This window comes from Pseudohongiella nitratireducens (assembly GCF_001642735.1).
Taxonomy (GTDB): domain Bacteria; phylum Pseudomonadota; class Gammaproteobacteria; order Pseudomonadales; family Pseudohongiellaceae; genus Pseudohongiella; species Pseudohongiella nitratireducens.
Genome location: NZ_LWHM01000016.1, coordinates 93696 through 108213 on the forward strand (window position 1 = coordinate 93696; position 14518 = coordinate 108213).

Genomic DNA, 14518 nt, shown 5'->3' on the forward strand with positions numbered 1-14518 from the left:
TTATCTCTGATTTAGAATCGTAACAGCAATGTAATTGCTGTTTCTGTGTCGGTTTTCTTGCGAGCAACAGGGACTTCGGTTTGATGACGTACCTTAACGCCAAACTTCATAGAAAGGTTCTCCATAATGTCTGACTCGATCGCTGTTTCCGATCGCGCTATGGTTGACCGGTCACCTGCTTCCACACTGAGATTCTGAATAAAGCGCGCATTGTCCGAAATATCCCAATTATACTCTGTGGCCAAACGCAGAATACCTTCTTCGAAATCATCACCACTGTCAGTTGCACCACGGGAAACCCTGACACCGGCACCCACAGTGTAACGCCAGGCCATATCTTCTCTGTTACGCAGTAATACCTGACCATAACTCACTGATGCATCAGACTGGCTGTCGTAACCACTAAAACGGTCATCTTCATGCGCCACCCGGCCCATAATGAAGTTGTCCGGATCAAAGTTATAGGTTGCGCTTGCTACTGTGTATAAACGCTGCGCAGCGAGTTCATCATTTTTCGAAGAGCGGAAACCATCCATGGAGAATGCATAGGCCCACGCATCTCTGACGGCATCAAATTCACCTTTAAAACGAATATTTTCATCTTCCGTATTACCGGATGTGAACACCGCACCCAACTCCAGTTGTGTGGTCAAATCCCAGTCCTGCGCCATACCATGGGAGGCATAGAAAGACGCCACAGCGGCTACGGCAGCAGTTCCCAGAAATTTACCCATCTTGTTTACCATGCAAGAAACCCTCAGTCTCTGATTTTAAAAGCGCAAATTCTGAGCAATTCATCCGCTAATGTCCAGCCAGGAACTGTTAACAGTGTCGCGATATTTCTCTGGTGTATTCGTTGCTAACGGTATGTTTTCTTAGCCGGAGCCGTTACAATGGCTGCAGTGGACAGCGGCAGGAGCCCGTATGAAAACGTTGATTCTGGTTCGACACGCTAAATCCAGCTGGAATGATCCGGCACAGCGCGATATTGACCGCCCGCTTAATGAACGCGGACGCAGTGACGCCCCCATGATGGCAGAAAGGTTACTTAAGCGCGAACTCCATCCCCAGCGTATCCTCTGTAGCCCGGCACTACGCACAGTCAGCACAGCCGAGGTTTTTGCCAAACACCTTGCCATCCCTCCTGGCCTCATCCATATGGAACGTCAGATTTATTTGGCAAGCAGCGGCCACCTGTTGCACCTGTTAAAGCACCAGGATGACAACATTGACTGTATTTTACTGGTTGGCCACAACCCGGCACTGACTGATTTTTTCAATGACCTTTGCACCTCTGCCCGAATCGATAACATGCCAACCTGCTGTGTTGCTGAACTACAGATTCCCATCGAAAGCTGGAGCAACCTGGAATTTTCCATGGCAGAAATGATCGACCTGGACTACCCGAAGCGACACAAAGCAACCTGATAAGATCAGGCATCAGGCCAGGCTTAAGATTGTTGGCGGGCGACTCGCTGTTTATCAGTGAGTTAATGAGTAGATCAGATAGTTCAGGCCCATCTGATAGGAAAGATTGGCGTATCGGGTCGGGTAGCGTGGGTGGTAAGTATGCTCCCAGCCATCACCCATATCTGTATTCCAATTGATCAATACCATAATCCGCCCGTCATCATCACGTATGGCAAAGACAGCAGTTGTATCGACATCGCGCTCAGCCATATTGTCGGGGTTGCCTAAAGCAGGAATCATCTGCGGACCCTGGGTATCGTAATAAATCCGGAATATCTCATGGTCCGGTGCCAGCCTCTCCAGTTCCCGGTCCGGAAACACCATACGAATGGAGTTTTCGAAAGCTTCCCACTCCCGGGTTCCCCAGAAATCATCAATCAGCAAAAAACCACCACGCAACAGATACTCTCGCAGGTTATTGATCTCGGGAGGTGTAAAAAACGGGCCACCATTACGCCCGACTTCCAGCGCATACAAAAAGGGATACTCAAAGATCTGGTCATCATCCAGTCGCAACACGATGGGCTCCGGCATTACCCTGACATGACTGAGTCGGGCGACTCCGCGGAGAAAGTTGCGATCCGCATCAGGAAAGTCGACAGACCACGGGCCATAGCCAAAACCACCACGAAAATAGGAATCGTACTGCACACGTACAAAAGCAAACTCGCCAGCCAGATCTACCTCGTCAACAATCTGACCAGCAGCAAGTCCTGGAGCCGATTGGCGGGAAGTGGAATCGTTACCCTGTTGAAGGGCGCGAATGGGCTGGGCCTGCAAAGGCATAAGCCAGGCAGACAAGAGCCAGAGAAAAACAACCAGACTGACTGAACCCTGTTTTTTCTTCATGGACTGGGACACAGGCACCTGCCTTAGGGTAATACAGCAACACAGACTGGAGCGGCGTTGTTAGCGCTCCAGTCTGCTACAGTATTTACATGCGCTGACCCGTAACAGGGATAGCACCGAAATCTGTATCGAAGTTACCTGTGAGCGTATCACCAGCAACAACACCGCTGAAATCCAGAACCATGACTGTGCCTTGCGCATCAACTTCAACGGCAAAGCTCAGCATGTTCTCGTCAGCCAGGCTGACCTGGCTCAAAGGAGCCGTACCCAGATCCTGAGAAGACATCGTACCTGTCAGGTCTTCATGTACCGCCAGATCAGAGCTCATGGCACCCAGTGGTGTATCAATAGTCAGCTGCCAGCTACCTACAGCAGGGTGCGGGGCCGACATACCGGCACAGGCTCCGAGCAGTAGCGCGACGAGTGTGACTGCCATCAACGATCCAAATCGTTTTATCATTTTGATTCCTCTTCAGTTTCCTTATGATTTTCATGACGAACCTGCCCGTCTCAACTGACAAAACGGACCAAACCCGCCGACTGCAACAACCAGCTTTGCAACTGACTATTCTGGCTAACCGCTACCACGGCATGCAAGACGCATACTTTGAACCGGTTCACTTTTCAGGTCAATGCTCGATACGTCGAATGCCTGAATTAAACTGACGAGCGACTTCGACAAATCAGCTTGCCACAGCAATAACTGTGGCGATACCAGTAAAACTGTCGCATCATCACAGTCGGTTCACGGTATCGCCATTGCCTGCACTGACCTGGATCACTATGCTATCCGGCAGGCAACTATTTAAAAAGAGGAAAAAGTCATGATTGAGCTAACTGTCAACGGTGAAACCAGACGGCTCGACATTGAATCCGATATGCCACTTCTGTGGGCACTGCGGAACGAACTGGGATTAACTGGAACAAAGTTCGGTTGTGGCATTGCGGCTTGCGGCGCGTGTACGGTGCAGGTAAACGGTAACGCCATGCGCAGTTGCGTCACACCCGTAAGTGCTGTGCAGGGACAATCCATTACTACCATTGAAGGGCTGTCAGCAGAGGGTTTAACGGATGTCCAGCAAGCCTGGATCGAACACCAGATCCCGCAGTGCGGCTACTGTCAGTCCGGAATGATCATGGCAGTATCCGCCCACCTGGATAACAACGACTCAAGCTCTGCGGACGAAACGGCAAGGGCGATCAGTAATATTTGCCGCTGCGGCACCTACCCTCGTATCAAGCGCGCAATTGCCAGCTTACAAGAACAGCGCCGCTCTGGCGGCGTTCAGCAATTCGATCCCGCGGCAACGCCAGCGCAGGAGAACAATGTATGACTTCCATTAGCAGACGCGGTTTTTTAGTCGGCGCCACAGTCGTTGGCGGAGGCTTATTGATGGGCTACGCCGCCACCCGCCCCAGTCGACACCAGCAGGCCAATGAACAGTTTGGTTCCCCAGAGAGCCCATTCCTGACCACCTGGCTGCGCATTGACCAGGACAATACTGTTACCATTTACGTGCCCCATTCGGAAATGGGTCAGGGTGTCCTAACCTCTGTGCCCATGATGGCGGCTGATGAACTCGATGCTGACTGGGATCTGGTCAACGTTGAACAAGCGCCAGTTGACGATCAATTTGCCAACGGCGTGCTGGTTAAAGGGTTCGCGACCTCCATGGGCGTGACCATCCCCTCTTTCCTCAATCGCATGGCTGATTATGCAACCCTGAAAGCGGCCCAGATCATGAACATGCAAATTACCGGGGGCAGCAGTTCCGTGCGCTTCACGGGCGAAATCGGCATGAGAACAGCAGGCGCCGCCGCTCGTCAGATGCTGGTAGAAAGTGCTGCTGCGCAATGGGGTGTACCTGCAGCCGAACTGGAGACTGCAAACAGTTTTGTCATGCATAGTGGCAGCGGTCGTCGCATCAGCTACGGAGAGCTGGCTACCACGGCCTCTCAACTGGAACCACCTCGTGCCCCCGTCCTGAAGCGGCCCGATCAATTTACTCTGATGGGACGTTCAATCCCCCGGACAGATATTCCGGCCAAAGTCGATGGGACAGCGCAGTTTGGCATTGATGCGCAACCGGAAAACATGCTTTATGCCGCCGTATTGAACGCACCGGTGTTCGGAGCCACCCTCGCTGCAGTCAATAACAAAGCGGCCATCATGCAAAGACGTGGCATTCAGGCTGTTGTTGAGCTTGAAGATGCAGTCGCAGTAGTCGCTGATAACTACTGGCGCGCCAGCCAGGCGGTGCAGGCGCTGGATGTGAGCTTTGCTGGTACAGAGTATGACCAGTCGACCAGCGACTCAATTTTTGCTGGCTATGAGGTGGCGCTGGATAATGAAGAACGTCATGATGACGTCGTCGAAGGAGACGCTGATACCGCGCTTAGTGATGCCAGCAATGTGATCACTGCCAGCTATCGCGTTCCTTACCTGGCACACGCCGCCATGGAGCCGATGAACTGTACGGTCCATGTCACCGATAACGGCATTGATGTATGGACAGGCACCCAGGATAACCTGGGCATTCGCGGCCAGGTTGCTGGCGTAGCTGAGGTTGATGAGAATCAGGTTCGTGTTCACGCCTGTTACCTTGGTGGCGGCTTTGGACGCCGCCTGCCTACCTCCACCAACACCATTGAACAGGCAACCCGAATTGCCATGCAGTTCGATGTGCCGGTGCAAACGTTATGGAGCCGTGAGGAAGATACCCGACAGGATTATTACCGCCCGGCGGTCACCAGCCGGTTCCGGGCCAGCTTCGACAGCAACGGCAATCTGAACGCCTGGGAAAATATCTATATTGGTAAAAATGAGCCGGCAGAAGCAGCACATATCTCTTACGGTGTGCCTAACAAGAACATTCGCTATGTGGAAAGCCCAACCCATGTACCTTTTGGTGCCTGGCGAAGCGTAGCCCATTCCCAGCACACATTCTTCCTGGAATCGTTTACCGACGAACTGGCCTGGCAACAGCAAATGGATCCACTGGCATTCCGGCTGTCCTTGCTGGCCGACAAACCAAGACATCGCAGGGTATTACAGGAAGCTGCTGACCGGGCAGGCTGGGGACAGCCCTTACCCGAGGGACGCGCCCAAGGTATCGCCCTTCAGGAGTGTTTTGGCAGCGTTGTTGCTCAGGTTGCTGAGATCTCATTGCGTGACGATGGCAGCGTCAAAGTGGAAAAAGTCGTTTGCGCACTGGATTGTGGTCGTGTGGTTCATCCGGACAACGCCGCATCCCAGGTCGAAAGCGGAATTATCTATGGATTAACCGCAGCCCTGTACGGACAGATCAGCATCGAAGACGGTAAGGTCAAGGAAAGCAATTTCCATGACTACGAGATGGTCAGACTGTCAGAAACCCCCGACATTGAGAGCATTCTGCTGGAAAGCCCGGGAGCCCCTGTCGGTGGGCTGGGTGAACCGGCGACGCCACCAATTGCAGCCGCCGTGAGCAACGCTGTGTTCGCATTGACCGGGCAACGTATTCGGGAATTGCCGCTAAAGCGTTATCAGTTTCTGCCCACCCCACAGGAAGACGGCGCCCGTTCGGCCTGACGCCTGTGCGATAGCGCAAACTGCCTACCAGAGGTCGCTTGTGTGTGTCTGACGACAATAGGGCAATACCCTTGTCGTCAGACAACTCAGCTCACTTCAACCACGCTTCACACTGGACGATAGTGGTTACGAATAAAGTCACCCAGCATCTGAAACTCTGCGTGTCGGGTACTGGCCTTGCGCCAGACAAGGCCGATTTGCCGGTAGCTGTTAGGCTCCAGTGGCTCGGTCTTGATATGTGTATTTTTGAGCAGCGGTGACTGGATTGCCATTTCCGGCAGGAAAGTCACCCCAAGGTCGGCATCAACCATCTGTACCAGTGTTAGCAAACTGGTGGCAGTAATGCTGCTGACTTTATCTGCATGCTTGATATTGCATGCCGCCAAAGCGTGATCACGAAGACAGTGACCATCCTCGAGTAGCAATATGCTGTCAGAGGGCAATTGTTCAGTGGCGTAACTTGCCTGCTCTGTGGAAAATCTGCTGTGCTCGTGATGCGCAAGAAAAAAGTGATCGTCGAACAAAGGCATTTCGGCCACATTTCTCAGGTCATAGGGCAAAGCGATCAGAATCAGATCCAGTTCGCCTTCCATTAACCGTTCATACACCCGCTCAGTCAGATCTTCTTTCAGATACAGCCGTAATGAAGGGTAGGACTCCCGCAAGGCTGGAAGAAGGCTGGGCAGCAGGAAAGGGGCAATGGTAGGTATAACCCCCATCTTCAGCTGCCCGGTTAGTGGTGCCTGATTCCCTTTGGCCATATCCACCAAATCCTCCAGGTCGCGAAGTACAACACGCGCCTGCCGGGCCACATCACGCCCCAGACTGGTTATCGTGACGTTTTTATTGGTTCGGTCAACCAGCTGAATATTCAGCAGATTTTCTAATTCTTTGATAGCTACACTGAAGGCTGGCTGGGAGACAAAGCAGGACTCAGCTGCTTTACCAAAGTGCCCATGCTGTTCCAGTGCGACAAAGTAGCGAAGTTGCTTTGTTGTCGGTAAATGGCTCATTCAAACACCAAAGTACGATTTATTTATAATATCACTTTAATACATTTAATCCATTTTATCTATCATTATCTAATAAGCTACTACCAACTTAATTAATCCCTCTTCGCCGGAACAGTTCCCTCCTTTCAGTTCCGGCATTTTTTTCCCTGCTGCTGACAAATTTCATTACACTATTATCTTCACAACTGTCACCATTGTGACTGTATCACTAGGCATGCTGGAGGAGTATGAAGCGGTTAACCTGCAAAGCCCCACTACCAAAGATGATCCTGGCTCAGGTGTTTTCAATCCTGGTGGTTTTAGGAGGTGGGTATTCAACCCTGGAGGCAAACGAGCCTGACTGGAATGGCTACTGGGCCATTGAAGCGTTCAACTTTATGATCGAGGTGGACGCCACAACAAACAGCTTTGAGGTGATACCGGTGCTGCCGGCAACACTACCCTGGACGCCTGGAGTTGGAGAAATTCGAGACGGAAAAGGTTATATCAATGTCGAATACCAGGGTGTCTCGGCCAATTTACTGGTACAGCTGACAGACCCAGACACGGCACTGGTGCAGCCCATTAACTGCATGCCCGAGTACCATATGTTATGCGCGCTGGCGCAGAGCCAGCGCGCGATTCTGACTCGGGTGGACTATCAACCCAGCATCAGCCCAGTTCGTTAAACTGACGGATGCATTTACCGACGATGCCATAATCAATGGCTTCCTCGACTGTCATCCAGTAATCCCGGTCCGTGTCTTTTGCGACCCGCTCGTATGGTTGCCCTGTTTCATCAGCAATCAGACGATTGATACGTTCACGCATTTTTACAATCTGTTCAGCCTGTATTTTTATATCAGAAGCACGGCCACGTGACCCGCCGGAAGGCTGATGCACCAGAAAGCGGGTATTCGGCAAAGCAAACCTGTGCTCTTTCTTGGCGGCCAGGTAGATATTCGTTGCTGCGCTGGCCACCCAGCCGGTACCCACGACCCGTACAACGGGCTTGATAAACTTGATGATGTCGTAAACCACATCACCAGACTCCACATGACCACCCGGCGAGCTGATATACAGGGTAATCGGCTCGTCACTCTCTCCCGCCAGGGCCAGCAGGCGCTCAGTGGTTGTTCGGGCAATGGTGTCGTTGATTTCACCAAAAATGGTCACCGCCCGGGATTTAAAAAGTTTCTCCTCCAGAAATTTCGCCGAAGATTTAGACGACTGTTCTGATCCGGACAAGACATTTGTCATAGTGAAAACTCCAATCAATATTCGGTTACAAAAAAACTGCTCGCGATAATATCACGAGTTGTGGCCGGGATAACTCTCTTTCCCCAGCGGCTGAAAGCTGATCAACAACCGTGGCAGCAACGTCAACGCGCCCAGCAAGGCCACCAGCATGGCAATACTGGTCAGCAGCCCAAACACCATCGTCGGTTTAAAGTTTGACAGCACCAGAATGGAGAAGCCGGCAACGATAGTCAGTGACGTGTAATACATGGCACGCGCAATACTGTTATGGCAGTAGTACATCGTCTCTTTATAGTTGCCCAGCCGGTGAAACTCGCGACGGAAGCGGTGCATATAATGAATAGTATTATCCACACCAATCCCGATGGAAATGGCGGCTATTGTGATGGTCATAATATCCAGCGGAATGCTTAACCAGCCCATCACGCCAAGCACCAGGGCTGCCGCGATGATATTGGGGATAATACAGATAATGGCAATCTTTAAAGACCGGAACAACAGCAGGAACATCAGCATAATCGCGCCCAGCACCACGCCAAGCGTCAGAATCTGGGACTGATACAGACTTTGCAGAACATTGTTGTACAGTACCAGCGTACCGGTGACATGCACTTGATCCGGGGCAAAACCGAACTCTTCCTGCAAGCCAGTTTCAATGCCTTCAATCAAGGCATTTCTGTTCAGGTTGGGGTCAGACTCAATCACCCGTACATTAAAACGAGCCTCATTGTGTTCTACTGACACAAAGGGCGTCAGCACCGTTTCTCGCAACGAATCCGGCAACATAGAGTACAGCAGTGCCCACAAAAAGCTGTCTACCGGTTGATCGCCATTGAGCTGTTCTGCTAACTGAACGACAGCACCGAAAGAAAGTACCTTACCGGTTTGCGGATTGTTATCCAGGTATTCGTGGATATTGCGCAGCTGGTTCATTTTATCCGCAGTGAACCAGTAGGCGTTATCCGCACCGTCATCTGCGCCAGCGTCATCGAAATCATCAAAGCCATCATCGAAACCGCCGTCGAAGTCATCGAAACCGTCATCAAATCCTGCATCTTCAGGTAACTGGACCACCACATCAAAGGCCAGCGTGCCACCCAGCTTTTCATCGAAAAGTTTCATGCCCTGGTAGATCTCGGTGTCCTCATCGAAATAGGCAATAAAACTGTTCTCCACCTGCAGCCGAGTCAAACCAACAGCACTTAGCACAAAGATCAGCGCAAAGACCCAAAACACGCCCTTCCCAGCATGTTCAGTGACTTTGGCAAGAGAGTTTGTGACATTGATCTTGGCGGTTTTTAAAGGTTGTACTTTTTCTGGCGGCAACAAAGACATCAAGGCTGGAAACAGCAGGAACACAATGATCAAGGCGGTGATAACGCCCATGACCATAATCCAGCCAAAGGAAATAATGGGACTGATCCCGCTCACAAGCAAAGACCCGAACGCCACGATTGTTGTCAGCGCGGTATAAAGGCAAGGCTTGAACATCACCAGTACGGCATGTTGCAGGATCCTGCGCTGGCTGCTGAAACGCCGGGTAGCACGTAATTCGCGATAACGGACAATCAAATGTACCGTCAGTGAGATAGTAATAATCAGCAGCAAAGACAGGAAGTTTGATGAAACAACCGTCACCCGCCAGTCCATGAAGCCCAGTATACCCACCACTATCACACCTGCTACAGCACAACAGCTCAATGGCAGAAATACCCAGCGAAAGCGACGGAATATCAGACCCAGCGCGACCACAATAAAGGCAAATACACCGATACTGAAAGTCGCCAGATCGCTTTGTACAAAGGTCACCAGATCATCTGCGATCATTGGTGCACCGCCTAAATACAGCGTAACTTCGTCCTGATACTCTGCCAGGATCTGGCGAATCTCTTCTATGTCCCGGTGCCGCCTCTCAGCTGATTCGACACTGTACTCGTCATACGTCTCACTGACCTGCTGCAACTCTTCGGCTTGCGCCTCGGTCAGCTCCTGCTCTTCTGCCAGGTTACGTAACTCTGTACGCCGGTTGACCAGTTCAGTGTAACGTTCATCTGCTGCAAAGCTGACCAGCATGGCCGATGTTTCGCCGTCAGGACTGATAATGGCATTGCGGAACACCGGGCTATTCATCAACTCTTGCCGAGCCGCTTCACGGTCAACACCTTCGTCAGCCAGCGTGTCGTAATCCTCGGAAATCCCGGTTAGGGGTGTATCACCAAACAAAGGTACATTGAGCAGACTGTCGACAGATTCAACCCGCTCCATGGCCAGCAAGTCCTGACGAATCTGAGACATGATGGTAAGTGAGCGATCACTTATCAAATCCATGTTCTTCGGTGTAAACGCAACAGTTACAGAGTCGCGCACACCGTATCGCTGGTTCACCTCACGTGAGTATTCCAACTCGGTGTCGCCTTCCATGAGCAGCGAGTCCGCTGACACATCCAGGCGGAACCGCTGGGCAAAATATCCCAGCGTTACCAGCAACACAGCCACCAGGGCAATAGCCAGCCAAGGTCGTTGAAATACCAGCGCAGAATAACGACGCGCGACAGTTGATCGAAGCATCTGTTTCAAACCATCCCAATCTGTGAAAAAAGATGCGGAAACTATACAGCTTTAGTGGAAAAAATGTCATAGCCGCAAGTCATACGGCATATCGCTTGTTATTCGACTGAAAAACCGAACACTTGCCCGATAACTGACAAATTGGCATTTACAATAACTATCATAGACTTACAATGCCAATTGCGCGTTCTTTCAGACAATACAATCACAATTCGTCACAATCTCAGACTTGCTATAACTGCGGATAATTGTTGTATTAGTAGCCAAGAAGGAAGAAGCCAATATTCGCAGCTGTTTATAACAAAGATAAAAAGCAATCAAATCCAGACTGACGTATCTGACCGTATTGGTGCAGGACATTCAAGGTTTGGGAGAGCAACACAGGAGTTTGCTATGTTGAAATTCAAGTCACTGATTTTACTTGCCATGCTGGCAAGTGTGTCCGTTTTCAGCCACGCTGAAGATTACTTGAAGTCCATTAAGGAATTTGAGCTTAAAGATCAAAACGGAAACATGCATTCGCTGGACGACTATGCAGATAAAGACTACATCGTTGTCTACACGCATGGCTCAGGCTGCCCGATTGCACGACTTTCGGTACCTGAATATGTAAAACTGGAAAAAGAGTATTCGCAGCAGAATATCGAATTCCTGATGCTGAATTCTTTTATCCAGGATGATATTCCACGCATCAAAAATGAAGCGGAAGAGTTTAATATCACCTTCCCTATTCTGAAAGATGCGGATCAGTCTGTTGGCCGCTCATTAGGGGCAGAAAGAACAGCAGAAGCTTTCATTATTGACCCAAGAACCCAGGAAGTGCTGTTCCGTGGCCCAATCAATGATGGCCTGGGTTATGAAACCCAACGCACAGTGGTAGAGAACCACTACCTGAAAAATGCGCTGGATACGATTATCGCTGGCGGCTCAGTGAACATGAGCGATATTCCTGACGCCAAAGGTTGCTTGATTGGTTATTTCCTGAGCTGATCAGACTCGACCTAACCATTAAAAAAGCCGCAATGTAATTCACATTGCGGCTTTTTTTTGCCTGGCTGAACTCGGATCAACACAACTTTCTGTCGATCAGTGTACAGACCTTCGTCGCTGTCCCGTTATTCAACAAATGCTCGCTCAATAACGTAATCGGCCTGAATGCCATGACGTGACTCTTTGAAGCCTGCCTCGTCAAGTATCGAAACCATATCTTTCAGCATGGACGGGCTGCCACAAAGCATAAAGCGATCATGTGCCGGGTCAATCTGCGGCTGACCAATCTTCTTGGCCAGGGTGCCGTCTTTCAGAATATCAGTGACACGGCCCTGATTTTCAAAATCATCCCGGGTAACGGTGGGGTAGTAAATCAGCTTTTCCTGAATCAGATCACCGAAAAACTCGTTGTTTGGCAGTTCATTGGTGATGTACTCACGATAAGCCAGGTCCTCGACTTTACGCACACCATGTACCAGCACAATATTTTCAAAACGCTCATACGTTTCAGGGTCACGAATGATGCTCATAAAGGGCGCCAGACCTGTACCCGTACCAACCAGGTACAGATTACGACCAGTCAGCAGGTGGTCTGCGATTAGTGTACCCGTCGGTTTGGCACTCACCAGCAACTCTTCACCGACCTTGATGTTCTGCAAACGGGAAGTCAGCGGACCATCAGGCACCTTGATACTGAAGAACTCAAGCTCTTCCTCATAATTGGCGCTGGCAATACTGTATGCTCGCATCAGCGGACGGCCTTCGACTTCGAGGCCAACCATGACAAAGTGTCCGTTCTCAAAACGCAGCCCCTGGTCACGCGTTGTAGTAAAGCTGAATAGTGAGTCATTCCAGTGATGAACACTGGTGACAGTTTGCTTGGATATTGCGGCCATGCGACACCTCTTTTTAATCAGTTTTTCAACATCTATCTCGAATTGGCAGGCATCATAACGCAGCCCTCTATACAAGCAAAACAAATTAAAGCAATATGTATTATCGATAAAACCGATATAGGACTCCTGCATGCATTACACATTGAGGCATCTTGAAGTTTTTCTGGCGACAGCTTTTCACGAAAACGTATCCATGGCCGCTGACAGCCTGGCGATGTCCCAGTCTGCCGCCAGCGCCTCACTGAAAGACCTGGAGCAACGCTTCGGGATTCAGCTTTTCGACCGGGTTGGCAAAAGACTGCAGTTGAATGACTTTGGCAAAAGCCTCCGCCCCCATGCCGAAGCGCTGCTGAGCCAGGCGAAGGAATTTGAAGGACTTCTCTTGCAGCGAGGCCAGTCGAGCCAGATTAAAGTCGGCGCCACGCTCACCATTGGTAATTATCTGGCAGTGCCTATTATGGCAGAGTTTATGAGCCGCTATCCTGGTTCACGGGTGGAGCTGACGGTTGAAAACACATCGTCGATCACGGAAAAGGTAAGAAACTTCGAACTGGATATCGGCCTGGTTGAAGGCGAACTGCAGGATACCAACCTTGATGTCATCCCATGGCGTAACGACGATTTGAGCCTGTTCTGCGCCCCCGACCACCCCCTCGCTGGCAGACCGACACTGACCGATGATGACCTGCTGCATGCTGAATGGATTATCCGTGAAGCAGGTTCGGGAACACGCCAGGCCTTCGAGCGAGCCATGCACGGACTGGCACCCAGGATTCAGGTCCGACTGGAGCTACAACACACTGAAGCCATCAAACGTGCAGTTGAAGCAGGCCTGGGCATTGGCTGTCTATCGACCATCACGTTGCAGGAAGCCTTTCGTCGCGGCAGCCTGTTACCGCTCTATGCCCCGCAGCGTGACTGGGTACGGCAGTTTTATTTTATTCTGCACAAGCAAAAATATCGCAGTGCCGGGCTGAGAAACTGGCTGGCACTCTGCCAGGAAGAAGGCGCCGGTCAATTTTCAACGTATGGCCCCGATGAATAAAGCAGTCTGGTAACTTGGTACCCGGAGGATGATCACTAGGGAATCAGCCGGCAGGGCAGGCCGAGAGCATGGCATGCGCCCTGTCAAACATGGCCTGGGAATTGGCAACCAGAATATGACGATCATGGAATTCCGGGTTCACCCCGGGTGGAATCTCTTTAAAGTGACCGTATACGGCCCCGGCCTCACGGGCAATTAACTGTGCCGCGGCGAAATCCCATACACTGAGATTTTCATAGTAAATATCAAGCCTGCCCATCGCCACCCAGCAAATATCCAATGCAGCGGAGCCGGCCCTTCGCAAGTCCGCACAGTTCGATAGCATCACAGACATTCTTTCCATAAGCGGGGCCAGATTATCTTTCTGATAAGGAAAGCCAGTAGCAAACAGTGCCCGCTTCATTTCGCTGACACCTGAGGGCTCGATCGCACGCCCATTCAGATAAGCCCCCTGCCCTTTGAGGGCAGTGAACATTTCGTCAGTAAACGGGTTGTAAACAACTGCGCTCAACACTTTTCCCTGGCAGGCCCAGGCAATTGAAACAGCGGAGTGTGAGTGGTCGTGGGCATAATTCACGGTACCGTCTATCGGATCAAGTATCCATAACGGCTCCTGAATCTGGCTCAGGCCTTGTGTATCCGGGGCGGATTCTTCAGCCAGAATACGATGGCCGGCAAATGCCTCCTGAATCGCCAGGCTGATTAACGCATCCACGTCTTCATCGACCTGAGTCACCAACTCACTGCCTGACGCCTTGTAGCGGGTTGCAAGCGACTCAGCACCTGCCTTAAGCCTCTCCACCATAAGGTGGCCAGCCTCTTTGGCAATGCGCTGACTGAATTCCTGTATGGCCGCGGCATCCGATTGCATACTTCA

Annotated in this window: 14 protein-coding genes; 6 read left to right on the plus strand and 8 right to left on the minus strand. The window is 51.0% G+C overall.

Annotated elements, in window-relative coordinates; translation table 11 throughout:
• Window positions 1–11 precede the first annotated feature (11 nt).
• A complete protein-coding gene (locus PSCS_RS05770) occupies window positions 12–746 on the minus strand; it encodes a DUF481 domain-containing protein (RefSeq protein WP_068810841.1) in 735 nt (244 codons plus the stop codon).
• A gap of 178 nt (window positions 747–924) precedes the next feature.
• On the opposite strand from PSCS_RS05770, the gene PSCS_RS05775 reads away from it, so the two are divergent.
• Window positions 925–1428 (plus strand): SixA phosphatase family protein, encoded by a 504-nt coding sequence (locus PSCS_RS05775; protein WP_068810842.1) that lies wholly within the window; start codon window positions 925–927, stop codon window positions 1426–1428.
• A 54-nt stretch (window positions 1429–1482) separates the two neighbouring features.
• On the opposite strand, the gene PSCS_RS05780 is transcribed toward PSCS_RS05775, so the two are convergent.
• Window positions 1483–2319, minus strand: a complete 837-nt coding sequence (locus tag PSCS_RS05780; protein WP_068810843.1) for a DUF4159 domain-containing protein — start codon at window positions 2317–2319, stop codon at window positions 1483–1485.
• Window positions 2320–2404: 85 nt separating this feature from the next.
• Complete coding sequence (locus PSCS_RS05785; RefSeq protein WP_068893773.1) at window positions 2405–2779, minus strand: hypothetical protein; 375 nt, start codon at window positions 2777–2779, stop codon at window positions 2405–2407.
• 364 nt (window positions 2780–3143) lie between these two features.
• Between PSCS_RS05785 and PSCS_RS05790 the strand changes: the two genes are divergently transcribed.
• The gene (locus PSCS_RS05790) at window positions 3144–3653 is read left to right on the plus strand and encodes a (2Fe-2S)-binding protein (protein ID WP_068810845.1); all 510 of its coding nucleotides are present in this window, start codon (window positions 3144–3146) and stop codon (window positions 3651–3653) included.
• Window positions 3650–5890, plus strand: a complete 2241-nt coding sequence (locus tag PSCS_RS05795; RefSeq protein WP_068810846.1) for a xanthine dehydrogenase family protein molybdopterin-binding subunit — start codon at window positions 3650–3652, stop codon at window positions 5888–5890. The genes PSCS_RS05790 and PSCS_RS05795 overlap by 4 nt, the downstream gene beginning before the upstream one ends.
• Window positions 5891–5997: 107 nt before the next feature.
• Here the strand turns inward: PSCS_RS05795 and PSCS_RS05800 are convergent, their stop codons facing one another.
• Entirely contained in the window at window positions 5998–6903 is a 906-nt protein-coding gene (locus tag PSCS_RS05800; RefSeq protein WP_068810847.1) for a hydrogen peroxide-inducible genes activator, read from the minus strand.
• Between the two features lie 227 nt (window positions 6904–7130).
• On the opposite strand from PSCS_RS05800, the gene PSCS_RS05805 reads away from it, so the two are divergent.
• Window positions 7131–7571 (plus strand): hypothetical protein, encoded by a 441-nt coding sequence (locus PSCS_RS05805; protein ID WP_068893772.1) that lies wholly within the window; start codon window positions 7131–7133, stop codon window positions 7569–7571.
• On the opposite strand, the gene PSCS_RS05810 is transcribed toward PSCS_RS05805, so the two are convergent.
• Entirely contained in the window at window positions 7555–8142 is a 588-nt protein-coding gene (locus PSCS_RS05810) for an ATP-dependent Clp protease proteolytic subunit (RefSeq protein ID WP_082866500.1), read from the minus strand. The genes PSCS_RS05805 and PSCS_RS05810 overlap by 17 nt on opposite strands.
• Window positions 8143–8193: 51 nt before the next feature.
• A complete protein-coding gene (locus PSCS_RS05815) occupies window positions 8194–10710 on the minus strand; it encodes an efflux RND transporter permease subunit (protein WP_068810849.1) in 2517 nt (838 codons plus the stop codon).
• A gap of 393 nt (window positions 10711–11103) precedes the next feature.
• Here PSCS_RS05815 and PSCS_RS05820 point away from each other — a divergent pair, with 393 nt between their 5' ends.
• On the plus strand, window positions 11104–11700 hold the full coding sequence (locus PSCS_RS05820) for a redoxin domain-containing protein (protein ID WP_068810850.1): 597 nt from the start codon (window positions 11104–11106) through the stop codon (window positions 11698–11700).
• 125 nt (window positions 11701–11825) lie between these two features.
• On the opposite strand, the gene PSCS_RS05825 is transcribed toward PSCS_RS05820, so the two are convergent.
• The gene (locus tag PSCS_RS05825) at window positions 11826–12596 is read right to left on the minus strand and encodes a ferredoxin--NADP reductase (RefSeq protein WP_068810992.1); all 771 of its coding nucleotides are present in this window, start codon (window positions 12594–12596) and stop codon (window positions 11826–11828) included.
• 130 nt (window positions 12597–12726) lie between these two features.
• On the opposite strand from PSCS_RS05825, the gene PSCS_RS05830 reads away from it, so the two are divergent.
• Window positions 12727–13641: a LysR substrate-binding domain-containing protein gene (locus PSCS_RS05830; RefSeq protein ID WP_068810851.1), complete on the plus strand. Its 915-nt coding sequence runs from the start codon at window positions 12727–12729 to the stop codon at window positions 13639–13641.
• Window positions 13642–13684: 43 nt separating this feature from the next.
• Here the strand turns inward: PSCS_RS05830 and PSCS_RS05835 are convergent, their stop codons facing one another.
• Entirely contained in the window at window positions 13685–14512 is an 828-nt protein-coding gene (locus PSCS_RS05835; RefSeq protein ID WP_068810852.1) for an inositol monophosphatase family protein, read from the minus strand.
• Window positions 14513–14518 lie beyond the last annotated feature (6 nt).

Coding starts and splice junctions, on each gene's coding strand:
- PSCS_RS05795 (WP_068810846.1), top strand. CDS start 3,650: ATGACTTCCATTAGCAGACGCGGTTTTTTAGTCGGCGCCACAGTCGTT.
- PSCS_RS05800 (WP_068810847.1), bottom strand. CDS start 6,903: ATGAGCCATTTACCGACAACAAAGCAACTTCGCTACTTTGTCGCACTG.
- PSCS_RS05775 (WP_068810842.1), top strand. CDS start 925: ATGAAAACGTTGATTCTGGTTCGACACGCTAAATCCAGCTGGAATGAT.
- PSCS_RS05835 (WP_068810852.1), bottom strand. CDS start 14,512: ATGCAATCGGATGCCGCGGCCATACAGGAATTCAGTCAGCGCATTGCC.
- PSCS_RS05810 (WP_082866500.1), bottom strand. CDS start 8,142: ATGACAAATGTCTTGTCCGGATCAGAACAGTCGTCTAAATCTTCGGCG.
- PSCS_RS05815 (WP_068810849.1), bottom strand. CDS start 10,710: ATGCTTCGATCAACTGTCGCGCGTCGTTATTCTGCGCTGGTATTTCAA.
- PSCS_RS05825 (WP_068810992.1), bottom strand. CDS start 12,596: ATGGCCGCAATATCCAAGCAAACTGTCACCAGTGTTCATCACTGGAAT.
- PSCS_RS05805 (WP_068893772.1), top strand. CDS start 7,131: ATGAAGCGGTTAACCTGCAAAGCCCCACTACCAAAGATGATCCTGGCT.
- PSCS_RS05790 (WP_068810845.1), top strand. CDS start 3,144: ATGATTGAGCTAACTGTCAACGGTGAAACCAGACGGCTCGACATTGAA.
- PSCS_RS05830 (WP_068810851.1), top strand. CDS start 12,727: ATGCATTACACATTGAGGCATCTTGAAGTTTTTCTGGCGACAGCTTTT.
- PSCS_RS05780 (WP_068810843.1), bottom strand. CDS start 2,319: ATGAAGAAAAAACAGGGTTCAGTCAGTCTGGTTGTTTTTCTCTGGCTC.
- PSCS_RS05820 (WP_068810850.1), top strand. CDS start 11,104: ATGTTGAAATTCAAGTCACTGATTTTACTTGCCATGCTGGCAAGTGTG.
- PSCS_RS05785 (WP_068893773.1), bottom strand. CDS start 2,779: ATGATAAAACGATTTGGATCGTTGATGGCAGTCACACTCGTCGCGCTA.
- PSCS_RS05770 (WP_068810841.1), bottom strand. CDS start 746: ATGGTAAACAAGATGGGTAAATTTCTGGGAACTGCTGCCGTAGCCGCT.